This window comes from Streptomyces sp. SLBN-31 (genome assembly GCF_006715395.1).
GTDB lineage: Bacteria > Actinomycetota > Actinomycetes > Streptomycetales > Streptomycetaceae > Streptomyces.
The window spans coordinates 4,021,018-4,040,137 of the sequence record NZ_VFNC01000001.1 but is presented as its reverse complement, the minus strand read 5'-3'; the positions used below and the strand labels follow the sequence as shown (position 1 = coordinate 4,040,137).

Annotated in this window: 16 protein-coding genes and 1 pseudogene; 5 read left to right on the top strand and 12 right to left on the bottom strand. The window is 72.2% G+C overall.

All coding sequences use genetic code 11. The annotated features are described in order from the left end of the window. Window positions 1-86: 86 nt before the first annotated feature. The 3 genes from FBY22_RS18795 to FBY22_RS18785 all read left to right on the top strand — a co-directional run bounded on the left by FBY22_RS18795 (window position 87) and on the right by FBY22_RS18785 (window position 3,300). Window positions 87-551 carry a nuclear transport factor 2 family protein gene (locus FBY22_RS18795; RefSeq protein WP_142146956.1) on the top strand — a complete coding sequence of 155 codons (465 nt, stop codon included), beginning with the start codon at window positions 87-89 and terminating at the stop codon, window positions 549-551. A gap of 267 nt (window positions 552-818) precedes the next feature. After that, window positions 819-2,270: an ATP-binding protein gene (locus FBY22_RS18790; RefSeq protein WP_142147794.1), complete on the top strand. Its 1,452-nt coding sequence runs from the start codon at window positions 819-821 to the stop codon at window positions 2,268-2,270. A gap of 391 nt (window positions 2,271-2,661) precedes the next feature. Continuing rightward, a complete protein-coding gene (locus FBY22_RS18785; protein WP_142146954.1) occupies window positions 2,662-3,300 on the top strand; it encodes a dihydrofolate reductase family protein in 639 nt (212 codons plus the stop codon). A gap of 296 nt (window positions 3,301-3,596) precedes the next feature. Here the strand turns inward: FBY22_RS18785 and FBY22_RS18780 are convergent, their stop codons facing one another. The 4 genes from FBY22_RS18780 to FBY22_RS18765 form a co-directional block, all read right to left on the bottom strand. After that, window positions 3,597-4,556: a 4'-phosphopantetheinyl transferase superfamily protein gene (locus FBY22_RS18780; protein WP_260844927.1), complete on the bottom strand. Its 960-nt coding sequence runs from the start codon at window positions 4,554-4,556 to the stop codon at window positions 3,597-3,599. Between the two features lie 98 nt (window positions 4,557-4,654). Next, complete coding sequence (locus tag FBY22_RS18775) at window positions 4,655-6,475, bottom strand: acyl-CoA dehydrogenase (protein WP_142146952.1); 1,821 nt, start codon at window positions 6,473-6,475, stop codon at window positions 4,655-4,657. A 92-nt stretch (window positions 6,476-6,567) separates the two neighbouring features. Further along, window positions 6,568-7,545, bottom strand: a complete 978-nt coding sequence (locus FBY22_RS18770) for an SRPBCC family protein (protein ID WP_142146950.1) — start codon at window positions 7,543-7,545, stop codon at window positions 6,568-6,570. 998 nt (window positions 7,546-8,543) lie between these two features. After that, a complete protein-coding gene (locus tag FBY22_RS18765; RefSeq protein WP_174267173.1) occupies window positions 8,544-9,053 on the bottom strand; it encodes a hypothetical protein in 510 nt (169 codons plus the stop codon). Between the two features lie 191 nt (window positions 9,054-9,244). On the opposite strand from FBY22_RS18765, the gene FBY22_RS18760 reads away from it, so the two are divergent. Further along, complete coding sequence (locus tag FBY22_RS18760; protein ID WP_142146946.1) at window positions 9,245-9,478, top strand: DUF6059 family protein; 234 nt, start codon at window positions 9,245-9,247, stop codon at window positions 9,476-9,478. Between the two features lie 39 nt (window positions 9,479-9,517). On the opposite strand, the gene FBY22_RS18755 is transcribed toward FBY22_RS18760, so the two are convergent. From FBY22_RS18755 to FBY22_RS18730, 6 genes are all read right to left on the bottom strand, one after another. Beyond that, a complete protein-coding gene (locus FBY22_RS18755) occupies window positions 9,518-10,339 on the bottom strand; it encodes an AfsR/SARP family transcriptional regulator (RefSeq protein ID WP_142146944.1) in 822 nt (273 codons plus the stop codon). Between the two features lie 1,212 nt (window positions 10,340-11,551). Then, window positions 11,552-12,229, bottom strand: a complete 678-nt coding sequence (locus tag FBY22_RS18750) for a nucleotidyl transferase AbiEii/AbiGii toxin family protein (protein ID WP_142146942.1) — start codon at window positions 12,227-12,229, stop codon at window positions 11,552-11,554. Next, window positions 12,226-12,567, bottom strand: a complete 342-nt coding sequence (locus FBY22_RS18745; protein ID WP_142146940.1) for a hypothetical protein — start codon at window positions 12,565-12,567, stop codon at window positions 12,226-12,228. Before FBY22_RS18745 ends, FBY22_RS18750 begins: the two co-directional genes overlap by 4 nt. A gap of 623 nt (window positions 12,568-13,190) precedes the next feature. Continuing rightward, on the bottom strand, window positions 13,191-14,018 hold the full coding sequence (locus FBY22_RS18740; protein ID WP_142146938.1) for an AfsR/SARP family transcriptional regulator: 828 nt from the start codon (window positions 14,016-14,018) through the stop codon (window positions 13,191-13,193). 349 nt (window positions 14,019-14,367) lie between these two features. Next, complete coding sequence (locus FBY22_RS18735; RefSeq protein WP_142146936.1) at window positions 14,368-15,960, bottom strand: acyl-CoA carboxylase subunit beta; 1,593 nt, start codon at window positions 15,958-15,960, stop codon at window positions 14,368-14,370. A gap of 154 nt (window positions 15,961-16,114) precedes the next feature. Then, on the bottom strand, window positions 16,115-16,339 hold the full coding sequence (locus FBY22_RS18730) for an acyl-CoA carboxylase subunit epsilon (RefSeq protein WP_142146934.1): 225 nt from the start codon (window positions 16,337-16,339) through the stop codon (window positions 16,115-16,117). A gap of 738 nt (window positions 16,340-17,077) precedes the next feature. Between FBY22_RS18730 and FBY22_RS18725 the strand changes: the two genes are divergently transcribed. Then, on the top strand, window positions 17,078-17,485 hold the full coding sequence (locus FBY22_RS18725) for a hypothetical protein (RefSeq protein ID WP_142146932.1): 408 nt from the start codon (window positions 17,078-17,080) through the stop codon (window positions 17,483-17,485). Window positions 17,486-17,659: 174 nt separating this feature from the next. Here the strand turns inward: FBY22_RS18725 and FBY22_RS45115 are convergent, their stop codons facing one another. Continuing rightward, entirely contained in the window at window positions 17,660-17,920 is a 261-nt protein-coding gene (locus FBY22_RS45115; protein ID WP_260844926.1) for a dihydrofolate reductase family protein, read from the bottom strand. A 345-nt stretch (window positions 17,921-18,265) separates the two neighbouring features. Further along, window positions 18,266-19,083, bottom strand: a pseudogene (locus tag FBY22_RS18715) (helix-turn-helix transcriptional regulator). Between the last annotated feature and the right edge of the window lie 37 nt (window positions 19,084-19,120).

Below are 19,120 nucleotides of genomic sequence, written 5' to 3'. Positions count from 1 at the left end.
GCAATCCGTTACAGAACTCTGCCGGCAATGTCAGATCTTTGACAGGAACCTGGTTTGGCAGGCGCGGACGGCACCATGCTCGGGCGGTGACTTCCAACCATCTCGCCGCCCCGGGCGCGGCCGCCGGCTTCGTCGAGGCCGCCGTGGTCGGGGACCTGCTGGGCCGTTATCTGATCGCTCTCGACGACGGGGAACTCGACGACGCCTGGGCCCGGAGCCTGTTCACCGAGGACGCGGTCGTCACCTTCCCGATGAGCGCCCACACCGGGCGCGCCGGGCTGGCCGCCTGGCACCAAGCCTCCCTGGCGGCCTTCACCCGCACCCAGCACCTGGGCTCGCCGCCGGTGGTCGACATCGACGGCGAGCGTGCCGTCTTCCGCGCCCACGTGCTGACCACGCACGTGAACCATCCCGGTGGGCAGGGGCCGGCCCTGTTCCGCGCGGGCACGCTCGCCTTCGGCGAGGCCCGCAGGACCCCCGACGGGTGGCGCATGAGCGCACTGTCGTTCCGGGTGCTGTTCACCGAGGGAGAGCCCCCGCGCCGGGCCTAAAAGCCGGCCGGGAAGGACGCCTCATGTGCCCTGGTGGAGCAGTACGTCGTCGAGCCGGACCCAGAGCGTGCGGCCGACTGCCGCCACGAGACGCGCGCGCAGGGACCTGGCGCTGTCCCTGTGGGCCCTGGAGGTGACCGGCGGTGCCCGCCCGAGGCACCGCGGCACCGCATGGCCGTCCGGCAACCCTGCGGGGCTCTTGAATAAGCCCAGATATAATAAGCGCACCTATCCATGCAGAGGTGTGCTGTGGACAAACCCGCCGAGATGTTCGACCGCGACTTCGAGTGGGCCGAGCTGACCCGCTTCGCCGCCCTGCCCGGCCCGCGCGCCACCCTCGGCGTGGTCTCCGGGCGCCGCCGCCAGGGCAAGACCTTCCTCCTGGACGCCGTCACACGGGCAAGCGGCGGCTTCATGTTCACCGCCACCGAGACCACCGAAACCGACGCGCTGCGCCAGTTCGGCGAAGCCCTCGCCCGCCACCGCGACCAGCCCACCCCGTTCCGCTTCGCTCACTGGGACGAGGCCATCACCGAGCTCATGCGCATCGCCGACAGATGCGGCCCCACCGTCGCGGTCATCGACGAGTTCCCCTTCCTCGCCAAGGCCTCTCCTGCCCTTCCCTCGATCATCCAGCGCGCCCTGGACCCCGCCGCCCAGCACACCAACACCCCCGTACGGCTCCTGCTGTGCGGCTCCGCCCTGTCCTTCATGGGCAAGCTCCTCGCCGGCAACGCCCCGCTGCGCGGCCGCGCCGGCCTGGAACTCGTCGTCCCCACCCTGGACTTCCGCCTCGCCGCCGAGTTCTGGGAGATCACCGACCCGCGCACCGCACTGCTCACCCACGCCATCGTCGGCGGCACCCCCGCCTACCGCCGCGAGTTCACCCAGGGCGACATCCCCGCCGGGCCCGACGACTTCGACGCCTGGGTCACCCGCGCCGTCCTCAATCCCGCCCGTCCGCTCTTCCGCGAGGCCCGCTACCTGCTCGCAGAGGAACCCGAACTTCACGACACCGCGCTCTATCACTCCGTCCTGGCCGCCATCGCCGCCGGAAACGCCGCACGCGGCGGCATCGCCGACTTCCTCGGCCGCAAGTCCACCGACCTCGCCCACCCCCTCAGCGTCCTCCAGGACGTCGGCATGATCACTCACGAGGCTGACGCCTTCCGCCGCAACCGCTCCGCCTACCGCATCGCCGAACCCCTCATCGCCTTCTACCACTCAGTCATGCGCCCCGCCTGGGGCGATCTGGAACGCCCCGGACGCGCCCCCGCCGTCTGGCACCGCGCCCAGTCCACCTTCCGCAGCAAGGTCGTCGGCCCGCACTTCGAACAGGTCTGCCGCGAATGGGCCCGCTGGCACGCGTCCGCCGCCACCCACGGCGGGCAGGTCACAAGGGTCGCCAGCGGGACCGTCAACGATCCTGCCGCGAAGACCAGCCACGAAGTCGACGTCGCGGTCCATGGCGAGAGCGACAGCGGCCGCGAAACCCTGCTCGCCATCGGCGAAGCCAAATGGAACGACGTCATGGGAAAGAGCCACCTCGAACGCCTCCAGCACATCCGTGCTCTGCTCACCGCGCGCGGCACCGCCACCGACGCCACCCGGCTGCAGTGCTACAGCGGCACAGGCTTCACAGACGAACTGCGCCACCTCACCGAGAACGACCCCACCATCCAGCTGATCGATCCAGTGCGCCTCTACCACGGCGACTGACGCGCTCGGACCGCCCGGTGCCGTAGGGCGGGCGGGCCCGCACCGCCCGCCGGGGCCCGGCCCACCAGGGCGCCGGGCGGCCGGCCTGGTGGTGCGGGGGCCAGATGTGCTGTCGCATGAGGTGGGCGCCACGCCGACTGGCGCCTTTTGAGGGAACAGTCCCGGTGTGCGACGACAGCCCCTGCCCGCAGGACGGGGCACGACGGTCTTGGCAGCGCGGGCCGGCTGCTCGCCGGCGTCGCCCCGCCCGCGCCGCGTGCTCGGCGCCAGGGCCCGCGGTGCCGGGCACCGGTAGGGCACGCGGAAACAACGGGCGCGGGGATGTCGATCCCGGCAGGCTCTGTTCGACGCAAGGGGTGACACAAGGCCATCAGCACGAGAGGCGAAGGCCATGCCCAAGGTCCGCGTACACAACGTCACGATCTCCCTGGACGGCTTCGCGGCCGGCCCGAACCAGCGACTGGACGCCCCGTTCGGCGACGGTGTCGGCTGGGGTGAGGATCTGCACAGTTGGTTCGTCTCCGCGGCGCAGGATTCGGCCGCGGGCAGGAGCGGAATCGATGTCGACTACTTCACCCGCGGGGATCAGAACATCGGCGCCACGATCATGGGGCGGAACATGTTCGGGCCGCAGCGCGGGCCGTGGCAGGACGAGTCCTGGCAGGGCTGGTGGGGCGACAACCCGCCCTACCACCACGACGTTTTCGTGCACACCCACCATCTGCGCCCGACGCTTGAGATGGCAGGCAACACGACCTTCCACTTCACCGACGAGCCGCTCAAGACGGTGCTGCAGCGCGCGTTCGACGCCGCGGGCGGCAAAGACGTCCGGATCGGCGGCGGCGCGGCCATCATCCAGCAGTATCTGCGGGCCCGCCTGATCGACGAGCTCCACCTGGTGATCGCGCCGGTGCTCATCGGGCGCGGGGAGCGATTGCTGGACCATCTGGGCGGCGGGATCGACGGCTACCGGGTGTCGGAGCTGCTCGGCTCGCCGACGGTCACGCACGCGGTGCTGGTCCGCCGCTGACGCCCGCGGTCAGGGTGCGCCGGGGTGGGGGTGCTGCCGCACCCGCCTGGGTGGTTGGTCGCCGTGGTCCTGGCCCTCGTCGCTGCGCGGCGGGTGGCCGGCTGCGGGTGTGCCAGGGCCGGGCCCCGTGCGGCGGTGGGGCCGGCCGTTCGGTGGGGGTGCGGGTGCCCGCACGTCCGGCGGCGGCTGCCGCCTCCCGCCTCACCTTCGCCCCAACCGCCGGCCACCACGCGACACCCTGCCGCAGTACCCGGCGGGGCGATGGCTTCGTGGAACCCACCTCCCGAAGAGCACAGTCAGATGTCCACGGCCGGGGGGTCGTTGTGTGGGGGTGGTGTCATCGCGGTGAGCAGCCGGCGGTCCAGCATGGTGCCGACCGAGGTGTCTGCGGCGGGGTCGAGTCCGGCGTCGTGGCAGGCGGCGCTGATGAGGTAGCGGCCAAGGACCGGGTAGGTGGCGAAGGCCCATTCGTCGCCGAGGGCCGCCCGGCCGTCGGGGGTGCGCAGGCCGCCGAGGGTGAGGCCGAAGCCGAACTCGGTGAAGGGCAGTCGCATGCCCTGCCCGAGGGCTTTGGTGTAGGCCTCCTTCAGGGTCCACAGGCGCAGCAGGCATGCGGGGCGCTGGTGGGCGGGCAGGGCGTCGAGTTCCGCGGCCTCGGCGGGGGTGCACATCTGGCGGCGCATCAGGTCCACATCGAAGCGGCGGTCGGCGCGTTCGGCGTCCAGGCCCATCCGGCCGGTGCGGCTGATGCCCACGGCCATCAGCTCCCCGGTGTGGGTCAGGCCCACCTCGACCTGGTCCAGGCCGCGCAGGTAGGGGCGGCCGCCGAGCCGGTAGGCGATGTCGATGTCCTCGGCCGCGATGCCCAGCGCGGCCGCCGCGGTGTATTTGATCAGCAGCCGGGAGGCGGCGAAGCGGCAGCGGACCGCGGGGTCGTGGGTGCGTTCGTAGCGGCTGAGGTCGCGGCCCAGCAGCGGCCTGAGCCGCGTGGTGGTCAGGACCGCGGGCAGCCATTCGGTCCAGGTCGCGTACGCCATCGTGGCCCCGCGGTCCAGGAGGTTCTCCCTGACCTTGAGCCAGGAGCTGTCGGGGCGGGGGATGTGCACGGGCGGGGCGACGGCGCAGCCGCGCGCGGTGGCGACGGTGCCCAGGGCGCTCAGGTGGTGCAGGGCGGCCAGGACGCCGGCGGTGTCGCGGGCGTCGATGTCGTCGGTGACACGGTCCTCGCGCAGGTGCGGGGGCTCACCGGGGTGCACGGCGTCGGTCTCCTTGTCTGCTCGTTGCGGTCCGCCGCTGTGCTGGGGGGCGCGGGCCGCGCCCTGGCGGGCAGAATCGTTTCTGTCGAGGTGGGGCATCACGCGAGCCGCATGGCGTACAGGTCGAAGCTGTGCCCGTGCCGGTAGCGGTCCACCAGTGCGGCGGCCAGGTCCGGGATGACGCCGTCCGGCACGTCGGGCACCTCCAGGCCCAGACGGCGGGCGAAGCGGGTCAGGGCCAGCAGCGCCCAGTCGGGTTCGGCCAGCAGGGCGCCGTGCGGGGCGTGGGGGGCGGCGTTCTCGCAGACGGCCAGGCAGGAGGCGGCGGCCAGCAGCAGGCAGTAGCGGTCGACGAGGACGTAGGCGGCCGGGGAGGGCCCTGTGTTCTCCGGGCGTCCGGCGAGGGCGGCGCACCGCTGGGTGAGGTGGTGCACCTCGGCGGCCAGAGCCCGGCCGAGGTCGGCCAGCGCCGCCCAGCGCGGGCCGCGATCACGTTTGCCCTCGAGGCGGGCGGCGGCGCCGAGCAGCGCGGCGAGCAGCCCGTCGCAGGCGTGGTGGGGATCGCGGGGCTCGGCGTTGAGCCGCCGGAAGTCGAACGCGGACTCCGGGGCGCCGGGGGCGCCGGGGGTGAACAGGGCGGCGGGGGCTTCCTGCCAGGGCGCGCCCCGGCGGGCGGCGTGGCCCAGGGTGTGCAGGTGGGGCACGAGCACGGCCTGGGTGTCGGCGGTGCCTGCGTGGCCGAGGCCGGCCACCGGCAGGTCGCGCACGAGTTTTTGGAAGCCGCCGTAGGCGGGGCCGCGGTCGTAGCCGCGGGCGCCGAGCACCGCGGCGAGTTCGTCGAGGTCCTCGTGCAGCAGCGCGGAGACGGCGTACTTGACCGCGGCCGAGGGAATGAGGGCGTACTCGGGGGCCAGGTCGAGCAGGCGCAGCCCGGCGACGGCGAGGCTGTCGCAGGCCAGCAGGTCGGCGAAGACACCGGCCAGGACCCGGCCGCGGCGCCCGCCCAGCACCAGCCCGCGGCGCGAGTCGCCCAGCGCGCGCACGGCGTAGCGCAGGGCGCTGTCCATCCCGGCGACCAGGGCGCCGCCGGCCACCAGGGCCCGGCTGACCTGGAAGGTGCGCAGGGACAGGTGGATGCCCTCCCCCAGCTGGCCGATGAGGGCGTCGGGGGGCACCGGGCACTGGACAAGGTCCAGTCCGGCGTAGTGGGCGCCGCGCATGCCGTGGGTGCGCACGCGCGGCAGCCGGTGCACGGCATGGGAGGGGAGCCGGTCGGTTTGAAGCAGGAACACCGAGTGGCTGTCGGGGCCGTCGCCGTCGGCGGTGCGCACGTAGGCGACGAAGGCGTCGGCGCGGTCGGCGTTGATGACGACGTCCTTGCGGCCGTCCACCACAAACCCGCCGCCGGGTGCGGGGCGGGCGCTGTACTCGCCGCGCAGGATGGCGTTGGCGTGCACGAACTCGCGGTGCAGGATGGTGATCCGGCCGTCCTGAAGCAGGCGCCGGGCGGTGTCGCGGCGCTGACGGCCATCGCCCGCCGTCCACACCACGGACGCGGCGAACAGGGCGGTCATCCCGGCGCCGAAGCCGAGCGCGACGTCCCGGCGGAAGACCGGGCGCAGTACCTGCGCCAGGTCCTCCACGCCGGTGAGGCGGCCGCCCAGCAACGCGGGCACGAACTCCGCACCCAGGCCGAAACGCTGAAGGAGGTCCTCGGTGGCCGCGGGCGCCTGACGCCGCTCGTCGGCGGCCAGCAGCGCCCGCTGGCCGTGCGGGTTGTCCTCGGCGAAGGGATCCCCCAGCAGATCCTCCACGTGCTGGGCCCGCGCCGCACCGTCCGCGGGAAGACACGGGCCATCCGCAGTCCGCCGGACCGCGGGGGCGGCGGGGGTGGGGGCGGCTGTCAGGTTGTCGTTCATGTGCGACCTCCAACTCCGGCCCGTGAGGCCGGCAAACGACACCGTTCGGCGCCACGGGCACGCTCTTGGGCCACCGGGGGCGGCCGCGCGGCTCACACCCGGCGGGCGAGGACGCCCTCGGCGTGCTCGCGGGCCAGCTCAAGCGCGGCGGCGCTCTCCCGGGCCAGCCGTTCACGCAGCGCCTGGCGCGCGACGCGCACCGCCTCCGCGCCCACTCCGTAGCGCTCGCGCACGCCGTCCTCGTCCAGCACGGCGTGGTGGCGGGCGATGACGGTGACCCCCTCCCCCCAGGGGTCGGGTTCGACCGACCACTCCCCCGCGTGCGCGGCCAGCAGCGCGGGCTGCTCGCTGTCGCGGATGTCCTTGTAGACGATGCGCCCGGCGTGCGGGAAGCCGATGCGCACCGATTCGGTCGTACGCGTCCTGCCGCCGGCGGCGGGCAGCTCCACGCTCATCAGCTGCACCCCGGGGGCGCGCTCGGCCAGGTCGATCCTCACGGCGCCGGGCACGGCGTCGGTCCGGTCGCCGAAGCGGTGCAGGAAGGCGTAGACCGGCTCCACGCCCGCGTCGATGTGCACCGACTCCTCGAAGGAGAGCACCAGGTCGTCCAGGCGGCGCCAGCGCTCGGCGAGCTGTTTGAGGTTGGCCAGCGCGGCCCGCGTGTTGGCGGTGGTGGCCCGCTTGACCCAGTCCACGTCCGCGCGCGCGTTGTCGGCGACGGCGAAGTCGTTGCGCAAGGTCACCAAAGACTTCTCCGGCCCGCGGGGCTCCACGCTCCAGCTGCCCCCCATCGAGGTCACCGGGCGGGGCAGCACCTCCTGCCGGAAGTCCACCCGGTGCGCGACGGGGTCCAGCACGCGCCGCGTGGTCCAGGACTTGATCTCGCCGTTGGCGGTCACCCACATCCGCAGCCGCTCCGACGCGCCGTCGAACTCCAGCTGCTCGACATGCACGGTGGGCGGCAGGAACACCGGCCAGCGCACGGCGTCCGCGATCAGGCCGTAGAGCACGCCGGCCGGGGCGTCCACCTCCGCGTGCTGGGCCATACGGTGCACAGGCGCGAGGTACATCCACCACACCCCATTTCTCGTCTCGAACATCCACAACCCCGGCCCGGACCAGACCGGCCCAGGCCGGCCCGGTCCGAGCCAGACCGGCCCAGGCCGGGCCGGGCACGGGAAAGTGCCGCCGGCCCGGCTCGTACAGGCTCGCCATGGACTGTGTCCTGACCGGGTGGAGAACACCTCGGCCCCCACCGGAGCACGGCTGGAATCCCCAGCACGGCGTCGGCGGTGCCGCCCGCGGGGCATCCCGTACGACGCCGGCTCCACCCGGGCCCGAGCACTGCGGCCGACCCTGCAGGCCCCGGCCGGGGGGCGGGGGGGCACGGGAGTGCGGGGCCGGGCGATGACCGGGGCGCCGCGGGGGCGGGAGGGGGAGCACCGGCGGCCAGGGGCGGAGGGCACCGGCCGGAGGCACCAGCCGGGGGGCGGGGGATGTGACGGGCCCTCCTGCCGTTGCCGCGGTCGCCCCGCGTCCGGCGTCGCGCGTGGCTCCCCCGTTGAACGTATGGCCTGGGGGGTGTCACCGGCTCCGGCGGCATCGGCAGACCGCTGATCAGGACATGACCTCTTCGTCATGCGGATGAATGATCGGTGCCGTAGGAGGGCCGGGTGGGGAGGATCGAAGGACGCACGTGCATGACCGATGGCAGCGACATCGGTGTCGTCCTCGGCCGGGATGTCGGGAGGGGCGCACCAGGCCACCGCCGTCGTCCCGGCCGGGACGACGGGCATGCGAGAAGCGGCTGCCCAACGGCGAGCTCACCCTTCGCGCGGTCTTCGGCGCGCTGGAAGCCAGGCACGGACCGTGCTCGGCGGGTCGGCCGGCCGGCCCCTGGGCGCTGTGCCGCTCGTGGGGCAGGGACATGCAAGTGTCCGCTCGCCCCTCTGGCCGGGCCGGCGATGCGGCGGCTCGTTCGGCCTTCTCTGCCGGCGAGGCGCTGCGCTGTGGCGGCCGGACGTCGAGCCGGGCGTCCCTTTTCGCGGTGCTCCGCGACGGGGCCCTTCTACGAACCCCGGCCGGCGCCGGTCACCTGACCGGCGGCTCGGCCCAGGAGCACGACCTGGTCGGCTTGTGCGTCGAACCCGAGTACCGGATGGCCGTAGTCGCCTTCTGGATCCATCAGCACCGGCTTGCCCAGCCGTCGCCCGATCGCCCGGAGGAAGCCGCACAAGACCTCCAGTCGCTCCTGTCCCTGAAGCTCGTGGAGATCCACATCGAAGTCGATCTCCTCGGCCTCATGGAAACGGAAGATCGCCAGCACCTCGTCCGACGGCCACACCCGCAGCTCAGGGCACTCAGCGTCAGCCGGACGGGAAAGCACCGCCTCGGCCGTGGGCATCGGCAGCGCCGCCTCGCCTTCTGCGTAGCGGTACGTCCAGCCGCTGTCACCGACGAGGTCGAGGACCGCCTGCCAGTTCTGAACCGAGGCATCCGGCACACGCACATCCGGCAGCGACCCCATCAAGTCCGGGTCGAAGAAGTACGCAATGTCGGCCCACAGCAGTTCGGACACCCCGCCATGGTGCCCGCCCCGGCGCCCCGCCGCGGCCGGATTTTCCTTGGCGCACCGCACCAGGGCACTCCCCTGACCGGGGCCCTGCGGGGTCGGCCGGCCTGGCGTTCCAGACCGTGTCAGGCGGTTCGCGAGCGCACGGACCGACGGTGACGGGCGGGGGCGGCATCCCGCCGCCCGAAGGAGGGGTGATGGCGTTTCGTGGTGCCCGGCGCCTGCGGCGGGCCGCCCGCGCCCTGGCGGCCTGCGTCTGGCAGTGCCTGGTGGCCGCCGGCGCCGTGCAGTTGGCGGGCGAGACGGCCCGGGCCGATGCCGGCCGGCTGCTGCACGAACCCGCTCCCGGCCATCCCGAGCGGCTGCGCCCGGATGTGCCCCTGACCGCGCTGGAACGCTCCCTGCTGAGGGATCTGGGCCTCGTGGACTGACCGGTCCGGCGCGCCCGGCACCGCGGCGGGGTGGCGGGGTCAGGCGGCGTAGAGGTCGAAGGTGGAGATGCGCCGGGGGCAGGAGGTCACGTCCAGCTGGGGGTCGACGGCCAGCATCGCCTGGTGCAGCCGCTGCAGCTGCGGCGAGGGCTCCACGCCCAGCTCCTCGACCAGGCGGCGGCGCAGCCGGTGGTAGACGTCGAGCGCGGCGGCCTGGCGGCCCGAGCGGTACAGCGCCACCATGGCCTGCGAGTGCAGTCCCTCGTGCTCGGGGTGGCGGGCGGTCAGATCCATCAGCTCGGCCGTCACCTCGGCGTGCCGGCCCAGGCGCAGGTCGGCGTCGATGCGGCGCTCGCGGGTGACCAGCCGGCTCTCCTCCAGCCGCATCGCCTCGATCTCCAGCACCGGGCCGACGCGGACGTCGACCAGGGCGGGCCCCTGCCACAGATCCAGCGCGCTGCGGTAGGTGCGGGCCGCGAGCTCGTCATCGCCGTGTTCGAAGGCCTGCTGGCCTTCGGTGACCAGGCGTTCGTAGGCGTGGACGTCGACGGCGTCGGCCGGTATCTGCAGCAGGTAGCCGCCGTGCCGGGTGGCGAGCACGTCCTTGGCGGTGCCGGGGGCGCCGGGCCCCATGGCGGTCCCCAGGCGGCGGCGCAGCTGCAGGATGTAGGTCTGCAGGGTGGTCAGGGCGCTCTGGGGCAGCTCGGTGCCCCAGATCTCCTCCATGAGCGTGGGCACCGGCATGACCCGGCTCGGATAGAGGGCGAGCAGGGCCAGGATCTGGCGCGGCTTCCCGGCCGTCGGGACGATCGACATCCCGTTGACGTCGGCACTCAGTGGACCAAGAACACAAATCTTCATGGCTTCCTCCCCGTACCTCGACGGCTGTAGTCGGTTTTCTGATCCGGTGTGCGCATCAGTGCCCGAGGCTCGTCGATATTGCGCCACACAGGGACCGAACGTCCGTTCCCGCGACGCATGGACGAGGCGCACCGTACCCCGCCGCCACCCCGCCCTCGGACATAGTCGAGGAATCATTGAGTGACCTTCTTGCCGCACCCCTCCCGCCGGGCCGGAAGCACCAATTCCCGATACGCACGCGAACCACCGGCAAAAAAACGAAACCGCCGACAACACCCGGCGGGAGAACGGACAGAACACACCACGACAACTCGAATGAACCCCCAATTCCGCTGGAGCCGGGGTTTCTTTTCCGCCGTTCTAGTGCGGCGCCCGCGATCCGGCGGTGGCGGCCGCAGAAATGACAGACTCCCCTTCTGCCTTTCTCCGCAGCCGCAATCGGATCACCGGACGAAGCCGTTCATGAAATGCGGCGTGCATGCCACCACCGTCACCGCCGCGCAAGAGCGGCACCGCGGGCGGGGGTGTGCCTGGCACAAGCCACAAGGGCACCGGGCCGAAAGGAGGCCGCAGAGCCCCTCAGGAGGCCCGACGCTACCGCGCACGCGGGCTCGGGCCGATCGGCTACGTGTTGCATCACCTCGGCCTGTTTGGCTGTCTGCTCAAGCCCTCCCTCAGCGGCTGCTGTCTTTCCTGCACTCGCCTGATGGCGGCCCGCAGATCGCGCAGTGCGGTGGTGACGGGGACACCACGTCGTACTCGTACGACAGCGCCGACCGGCTGGTCACCTCCGGCACGGTCTACGACGCCTTGGGCCGCACCACCACCAGGCAGCCGGCACCACCATCGGCTACACCTGGAAGCCGGACCGGCTCCAAAACCAACCACTACGGCTCCGACGACCACAACCCCGACCGGACCCAGGAGACCAGCAGCACCCTCAGCTGCGACGTCCAGGACATCGGAGGAGACCTCGGCGCCCTCACCAGCGCCACCGGCGACACCGTCCTACAACGCACCGACACCACGAACGATGTCACCGTCGAACCCTCCGCTGGACACCAGCCAGGGCCGGCGACCGCACCAGCCTTCGACGAGTACGGCACCCCGGAGGGCGACACCACCGCCACCCGCTACGGCCGGCTCGGCGGCAAGGAACGCGATCGAGGTACCTGTGCAGCTTCAAAAGAGGCGGCACTCGTGCGCGGCGCCTCAGCCGTCGTCCTCGTCGTCTGTGTACGGCTCGGCCAGCCGGAGACCGAGGTCGTCGAGCCAGTGCTGGACCCAGGCCCGCAGTCCGGTGATCTCGGTGGGGCTCAGGTCGTACGCGGCGTACTCACGGTCGGAGGTGAAGTCGACGGCTTCCAGCCGGCCATGGAGCTCCTCCAGGTCGAACTCCTCGTCATGCTGCGCACCCAGGCGCTCGAGTTCCGCCGGCGTGTACAGCTCGCGGGCGCTGAAGACGTCGATGACATCGCGGGGGAAGCCGCGGTCGTGCAGGGCGCGGACCTTCAGCCCCACGGCGTCCTCCCTCGACAGCGTGGGCCCGGCCTCGGTGCGGGTGGGAGGCCGGTGGAAGATCTCCTTCAGGATGTCGATCTCGCAGGACTCGCCGATGACCGCATCGGTGGCCAGCAGGCGGGACATGCGCGGGGCGACCTCCACGACGCGGATCGTCCAGCCCCGGTCCGCAAGACCGGCGGCCACAACGCCGGTGATCTCGGCCATGTCCGCAGGCGCATCGGTGGCCAGGTCAACGTCCTCACTGGTGCGACTGCTGACCAGTCCATGCGCCTGGATGGCATAGCCGCCGGCCGGCACCAGCCGGTAGGCCTCACCGCTCTCAACGGCGTCACCGAGCAGACGCCGGTGCAGGTCGGGAAGCCTCATGCTGCAGCGACAGCCGCCATCAGCTCGGAAAACCGCTGCTCCCAGCACGCGCGGACCGGCTTGCCCACGGCGATCCGCAGCCGCGGCCAGTGCCGCACCAGCAGTTCGGCGTTGAGATAGCGGGTGAGGTCCTCGCGCAGGCCGTTGGTGAGCACGATGCGATACAGGCCCAGCAGCAGTTTCTCGTCGTCCGCCTCGAACTGCCGCAGCCCCGACCACGCCAGGTGCAGCGGCAGTTCTACTGTCCCGGTCGTCGGCCCGGACAGCTCCGCGAGACGAGCAGGCAGACGCCCGGCCAGATGAGCCCAGCGAGAAGCGGCGGCGCGGTCGGCAGTCACGCTTCACTCGTCGCCTGCTTAAGCGCGGCGCGTTCGCCGCGGCGCTGCAAGACGGCTGCGCACGGTCGAGTGCTCCGCGCCGGGCGGTCGTGGTGCAGATCCGCTCCCACCTCCTCGGCCCCGTCAGCCATCCGCCGGCCCGCGCAGCAACTGCGTGCTTGCCTCCGGCAGGCCCGGGCGCACGGGGGTGCGCAAGGCGGGTGCGTCGGCCCCTGGTCCTCATCACGGGCCCTGGGGGCTCGGCGTCGAGGTCGGCGTCGGGCCTGCTCGGGGTGCGGCGACCGGGGGGGGATGTTCACCCTGCCATGACGGGCGCTCGCGCTTGCCGGGCCCGGCCGGTGGTGGGTTGCAGCGGCTGTCCGCTGCTGCTCACCCCTTGGGGGGGTCCTCGCGGCGGCCCGGCCCGGCATCGAGGCCTTCTCGGCGGGACGGCTGGGGCGCTCAGCGTGGGATCGGCCGGCTGCGGTGGTCGCCGGGAGCTCAGCGTGGAGCTGGAGGTCGCGGTCGGGAGTTGCGGCCCTCGTGGTCGGTGTTGCGGCCCTCGTAGGGGGGTGACGTGGTCGGCGTGCGGGGGCCGGTGGGGGGACCGCTCGGCGTGCAGCGGCCGGCCGGGCGAAAGCGGGTCAGCCCATCCGGGCCATGGGCGGTCCGCTGATCTCCGTGTCGCGGGCGGGGACGGTCTCGGGGACGGCCATCAGGATGGAGCGCTGCAGCCGGCTGAGCGTGGCCGAGGGCTCCAGGCCCAGCTCGCGTACGAGGGTGGTGCGCAGCCTCTGGTAGACGTTGAGGGCGTCCCCGCGCCGCCCGGAGCGGTGCAGGGCCACCATGAACTGGCCGTGCAGGCTCTCGTGCATGCGGTGGCGGTTGACCAGGACGGTCAGCTCCGAGAGCAGCTCGCGGTGGCGGCCGCGCCGCAGGTCGGCCTCGATGCGCTGGTCCAGGGCGCACAGCCGGGCCTCGTCCAGGCGCTTGATCTCCAAACCGATCCGGCTGCCCGCGGTGACGTCGGCGAGCGCGGGGCCGGTCCACAACGCCAGCGCCTCGCGCAGCCGGCGGGCCGCGCCGGAGAAGTCATCGGCGTCCATGGCCCGGTAGCCCGCCCCGGCCTGCTTTTCGAACTCGCGGAAGTCCACCCGGCCGCCGCGGGTGTTCAGCCGGTAGCCGCCGGGCAGGGTGACCAGGATGTCCTTGGCACTCACCCCCTCCTCCCCCGCCTTGGCCAGCGCCTCGCCGATGAGTTCGCGCAGCTGCAGCACATAGGTCTGCAGCGTGGTGCGGGCGCTGCGCGGCGGCTCGTCCTCCCACAGCTCCTCGATCAGGGCCGAGACCTGCACCACCCGGTCCGCGTGCAGCGCCAGCAGGGCCAGCACCTGCCGCGGCTTGGGGGCCGTGGGTGTGACAGAGATGCCGTGCTCGCTTACCGACAGCGCGCCCAGAACTTCGATGTCCACTGTCTTCCCCCTTGTGTCCGGTGCCGGTTGCGGCCAGGTCCATGCCGCGCAGACCGCCGCTTGGAAGCCTGGACGGTGCGCCACGGCTCCCGCTTGAACACGAGTAAAAAACAGCACGGTCGGTTTGTCAATGCGGGAGGCGCCCCCTCCGCCCGGGCTCACACACCGGCGCCGGCCCCAGCCCACTTCGCATCCGCACACCTTTCGCGGAGTGTCACCCGCCTGTCCGCCGAGGGCTGGGGAGGGACGCTCCCGCCCCGCCGCACCCCCGGGGGCACGGCGGGGCGGGGCGGCGGGCGGCTTCCGGCCCGCCGGAAGAACCCTGCACACTGCCGGCCGGGGGCCGGGGTTATTGCGGGGGGTTGCCGTGCTTGCGGGAGGGCAGGTCGGCGTGCTTGGTGCGCAGCATGGCCAGGGAGCGGATGAGGACCTCGCGGGTGGCGGCGGGGTCGATGACGTCGTCGACCAGGCCGCGTTCGGCCGCGTAGTAGGGGTGCATCAGCTCGGACCTGTACTCCTTGACCATGCGGGCCCGCATGGTCTCGGGATCGTCCGCGGCGGCGATCTGACGGCGGAAGATGACGTTCGCGGCGCCTTCCGCGCCCATGACGGCGATCTCGTTGGTGGGCCAGGCGTAGGTGAGGTCGGCGCCGATGGACTGGCTGTCCATCACGATGTAGGCACCGCCGTAGGCCTTGCGCAGGATCAGCGAGATCCGGGGCACGGTGGCGTTGCAGTAGGCGTACAGCAGTTTGGCGCCGTGGCGGATGATGCCGCCGTGTTCCTGGTCGACACCGGGAAGGAACCCGGGGACGTCCAGGAGGGTGATCAGGGGGATGCTGAAGGCGTCGCACAGCTGCACGAAGCGGGCGGCCTTCTGGGATGCCTCGATGTCCAGGACCCCGGCCAGGGTCTGCGGCTGGTTGGCGACGATGCCGACGACCTGGCCGTCGAGCCGGCCGAAAGCGCAGATGATGTTGCGCGCCCAGCGCTCGTGGACCTCCAGCACCTCGCCGTCGTCGACGATCTCCTCGATGACGCGGGCCATGTCGTAGGGGCGGTTGCCGTCCGCCGGGACCAGGTCCAGCAGCACCTCGCTGCGCCGGGCGGGCGGGTCGGTGCACGGGGTGCGGGGCGGGAACTCCCGGTTGTTCTGCGGCAGCAGGGAGAGCAGGTAGCGGACCTCCGCCAGGCACGTCTCCTCGTCGTCGTAGGCGAAGTGACACACCCCGGAGGCCTCCGCGTGCACGTCCGCGCCGCCCAGGCCGTTCTGGGTGATCTCCTCGCCGGTGACGGCCTTGACGACGTCGGGGCCGGTGATGAACATCTGCGAGGTCTCACGGACCATGAACACGAAGTCGGTCAGGGCGGGGCTGTAGGCCGCGCCGCCCGCGCACGGGCCCAGCATCACGGAGATCTGCGGGATGACCCCGGAGGCCTTGGTGTTGCGCTGGAAGATGCCGCCGTAACCGGCCAGCGCCGAGACACCCTCCTGAATGCGGGCGCCGGCACCGTCGTTGAGCGAGACCAGCGGGGCACCGGCCGCGATGGCCATGTCCATGATCTTGTGGATCTTCGTGGCGTGGGCCTCGCCCAGCGCGCCGCCGAAGATGCGGAAGTCGTGGGCGTAGACGAAGACGGTGCGGCCCTCGACCGTGCCCCAGCCCGTGATCACACCGTCGGTGTGCGGCCTCTTCGCCTCCAGGCCGAAGCCGGTCGCCCGGTGCCGGCGCAACTGCTCGACCTCCTGAAACGATCCGGCGTCCAGCAGCAGCTCGATGCGCTCCCGGGCGGTCAGCTTCCCCTTGGCGTGCTGCGCCTTAGTCGCCTTCTCACACGGCCCGGCCAGCACCCGCGCCCGGATGGCCTGCAGCTCGGCCACCCGCCCCCGCGCATGCGACGGCCCGGCCACCACCGGGGGAATGTCATCAAGGACTGTCACTGTGCCTGCCTCCCTCGTGCGCGCACCGAACCGACACCCCCGGAAACAAACCATTCATGCGGTTTACGGGGGGTGGTGGCACGCGTGGATCGTGCATCGGACCTGAACCAAGAAAGGCGCCCGGCCCACTCCGCGGCCGGGCACCCCGGGGGCTCTACCGCCAGCAGTGCGGGGAACGCCACTGCCCGCCGGGCCGGCCGGGACGCCGCCACGACGGCACCGCAGCAAGCGGCCCCGACTCCGGCTCCGCAGCGCCGACCGCCGCCTGCCGCCCGGCCAGCACCGAACACAACACCACCGCCACCGCGGCCAGTTCCTCATCATCGGCCCGCCCGCGCTCCACCCGCAGCGCCAGGGGGGCGACGTCCGCTTCACCCATGTCGGCTCCTTATCGGCTGCCGCCACCGTCCGCCACCGCACTACAGAGCCACTTCAACCCCGCTCAAGAAACACCGGAACCCCGCGGCCCCGGGACGTCACCGGCCCTTTCAGGCCGGGATGAACACCGGCAGGAAGGACGCAGCACGCCCGCCGGCAGCCGGCCGTTTTCCCGGCCGGCCGTCTCCGCTCCCGGCCAGGGGGCGATGAGCGCACGGATGTCCGCAGGGGCGCGCTTCGCGATGAGGCGCCTCAGGGCCCCACTACGGTCTCTTCACTGCCGTGAATGCAAACCCGCCACGGCCCGCGGACCGCCGTCGCAACGATCTGCCAGGCCGGCGCCCTGCCCGCACAGGCCGAATCCGGTACTTTCCAGCCCACCCTCGATACCGGGTGACGACCCCCTTTGGCGCCGGCGCCGCCTCGCGCCGGTGCCCCACGGTGGTCCCGGCCGCTCCGGGCGCCCCTCATCCGCCGACGTGGCCCGCTCCCCCACCGACCGCGCCAAACCGCAGGCGACTGTCACCTCCCTCCCCCGCGGGCCGCCGCGTCGGCGTGAGTACGCGCCGGCCCCCACCTGCCTGCCACGGCCGCAAGGACACGCTGCGGCCCGCGACGTTTCGGCCTCCTTCGAAACGCTGGCAACCCCCGCCGGCGGCACCTAGGTTCCTGCCCACCAAAGCGACCGCCGACGGGACGCACCTCGTCACCGCGGCACCACACAGGGGGAGACGGACCCATGCGCACGCGAACACAACGAAGCGGACTCCTCGCCGTGCTGGCCACGGCCGCACTGCTCGCCGGCGCCTCCCAGGCCGCAGCCTCCCCGGCGGCCTCCCCGCCGGGAACCGCGGCCGGCGCGGCAGCGCGTCAGGCTGCCGCGCCGGTCTACCTGAACACGGTGGTCGACCAGTGGACCCACTGGACCCCCGACTGGCACAACGAGTCGCACGCCGGCACGTTGCACGCGGGCCGCAACTACTTCTACTGCTACACCTACGGCGTCACCTACACCGGCAACGGCCACACCAGCTCCGTGTGGCTGCGCACGGACGACGACACGCACAACAAGAACGTGTGGGTGAGCGACGTGAACCTCGACCGGGACGGGTTCAGGTACGACGTCAACCTGCTGCCCCACTGCTAGCGACCCACCGACGGAAAATGCGCTGGCCTGCTCAAAACGCGACCGTCGCCGGTGGGTGATCCCGAATGAGGGGGGTGGAGATTCCCGGCGAACCGCCGTACGCCGACGGGTGATTGATGCGATGCGGCAACGCACCTCGCCCCACCACGACCCAGAAGGTGCTGGTCGACCGGTTCAGCGACGGACGCGGTAGCGGATGTGCGTGGCCGCAGGCGTGTCGATCACCCGGATGATCTCCAACTCGATCTGCGACGCCAAGACGTCGAACAGGCGACGGCCCCCACCGAGCAGCACCGGGATCTGATGGATCTGCACCTCATCCAGCACCCCGGCCTCAAGCGCCCGTTGCGCCGTGTACGCGCCACGCACCTGCACGTCCTTGTCCCCGGCGGCGGCCTTGGCCTGGGCCATCGCGCTTTCGATCCCGTCGCTCACGTAGGTCACCAGCGGATAGCCCCAGCGGGCGGCGGGGCCGCGCGGGCGGTGGCTGGGCACGAAGATCGGAAGACCACCGTGATCACCACCCCAGTGATCCTTCTGATGCGGACACTTCGGCCTCCTGCGGTTTCGGATCCAGACCGGTTTCCCCCGTGCTGTAGACCCGGCACGGCGGCCTAACTCATCGGGCATCGCGGCGGCAACAGCTCACGCGAGCCTGCGTGCCTGTTTGAAGAGCCCGCGCAGAGAGGCGGCGTGGACAGCAGGCGGGCACAGCCCCCCGGTGATCATGTAGTTGCGGCGCTCTGTCACCACTGGTGAGACCTGTGCCAGTCTGATGTTTCAGGTCGCCTGCCTGGCCAGCCTGTGCAGGGTCCGCGCGGCAGGTGATCCGGGGTCGGCCGTGATCAGGACGACTTCCTGGTCATCCTCGGGCACGAGCAGGACGTCACAGTTCAACCGCAGCGGGCCGGTCTCCGGGGGTGATCGAGGATCTTGGTGCGGTGCCCGGGGGCGTGGACCGGACGCGTTTGCCATATCTGTCGGAACTCCTCGCTGCCGGCGTGCAGTTCGGCCAGCAGAGCGGTCAGCTGCGGGTCATGCGGGTAGCGGTCGGCGGCCCGTCGCAGCCGCGCCACCACAATGTGCCCGAACTCCTCGGCGCTGGAGCTCTCGTACATCCGCCCCTGGCCAAGGAAGCGGCGCCGGGCCAGGTTCGTCCTTTCGCCTGCGAGATCGCCGCCGAGCAGCGCCTGGGCCAGGGGGTTGCAGGCGACGACGCCGTACGCCGCGTCGGTGACGACGGCGCCGGTCTGCGGCAACCGCTCCAGCATCCGGGCCACCTGCGGGCGTACCCACCGCACGGCGCTGATGCCGGGCGGCGCGCTCCATCCCGCCAGAGAAAACAGGTGGCTGCGCTCGGCCGGCGTGAGCCGTAGTGCCTGGGACAACGCGTCCAGGATCCCAGTGGACGGCCGCGGGCTGCGGGCCTGCTCCAGCCGCGTGTAGTAGTCGACCGACATGTGGGCGAGTTCCGCCACCTCTTCGCGGCGCAGGCCCGGTGTCCGGCGATCGGTGCCCGTCGCCGTCAGACCGACCTCGTGCGGCCGCAGGGCCGCCCGGCGCTCCCGCAGGAAGCGGGCCAGCTCCTGCCGTGCCATGCCGCTTTCCTCCCACTGCCTGGTACAGGTTGTCCCT

Bases quoted from the DNA above. Each gene is read 5' to 3' on its own strand.
- FBY22_RS18790 (WP_142147794.1), top strand. From the start codon at position 819: ATGTTCGACCGCGACTTCGAGTGGGCCGAGCTGACCCGCTTCGCCGCC.
- FBY22_RS18785 (WP_142146954.1), top strand. From the start codon at position 2,662: ATGCCCAAGGTCCGCGTACACAACGTCACGATCTCCCTGGACGGCTTC.
- FBY22_RS18775 (WP_142146952.1), bottom strand. From the start codon at position 6,475: ATGAACGACAACCTGACAGCCGCCCCCACCCCCGCCGCCCCCGCGGTC.
- FBY22_RS18770 (WP_142146950.1), bottom strand. From the start codon at position 7,545: ATGTACCTCGCGCCTGTGCACCGTATGGCCCAGCACGCGGAGGTGGAC.
- FBY22_RS18760 (WP_142146946.1), top strand. From the start codon at position 9,245: ATGGCGTTTCGTGGTGCCCGGCGCCTGCGGCGGGCCGCCCGCGCCCTG.
- FBY22_RS18755 (WP_142146944.1), bottom strand. From the start codon at position 10,339: ATGAAGATTTGTGTTCTTGGTCCACTGAGTGCCGACGTCAACGGGATG.
- FBY22_RS18750 (WP_142146942.1), bottom strand. From the start codon at position 12,229: ATGAGGCTTCCCGACCTGCACCGGCGTCTGCTCGGTGACGCCGTTGAG.
- FBY22_RS18730 (WP_142146934.1), bottom strand. From the start codon at position 16,339: ATGGGTGAAGCGGACGTCGCCCCCCTGGCGCTGCGGGTGGAGCGCGGG.
- FBY22_RS18725 (WP_142146932.1), top strand. From the start codon at position 17,078: ATGCGCACGCGAACACAACGAAGCGGACTCCTCGCCGTGCTGGCCACG.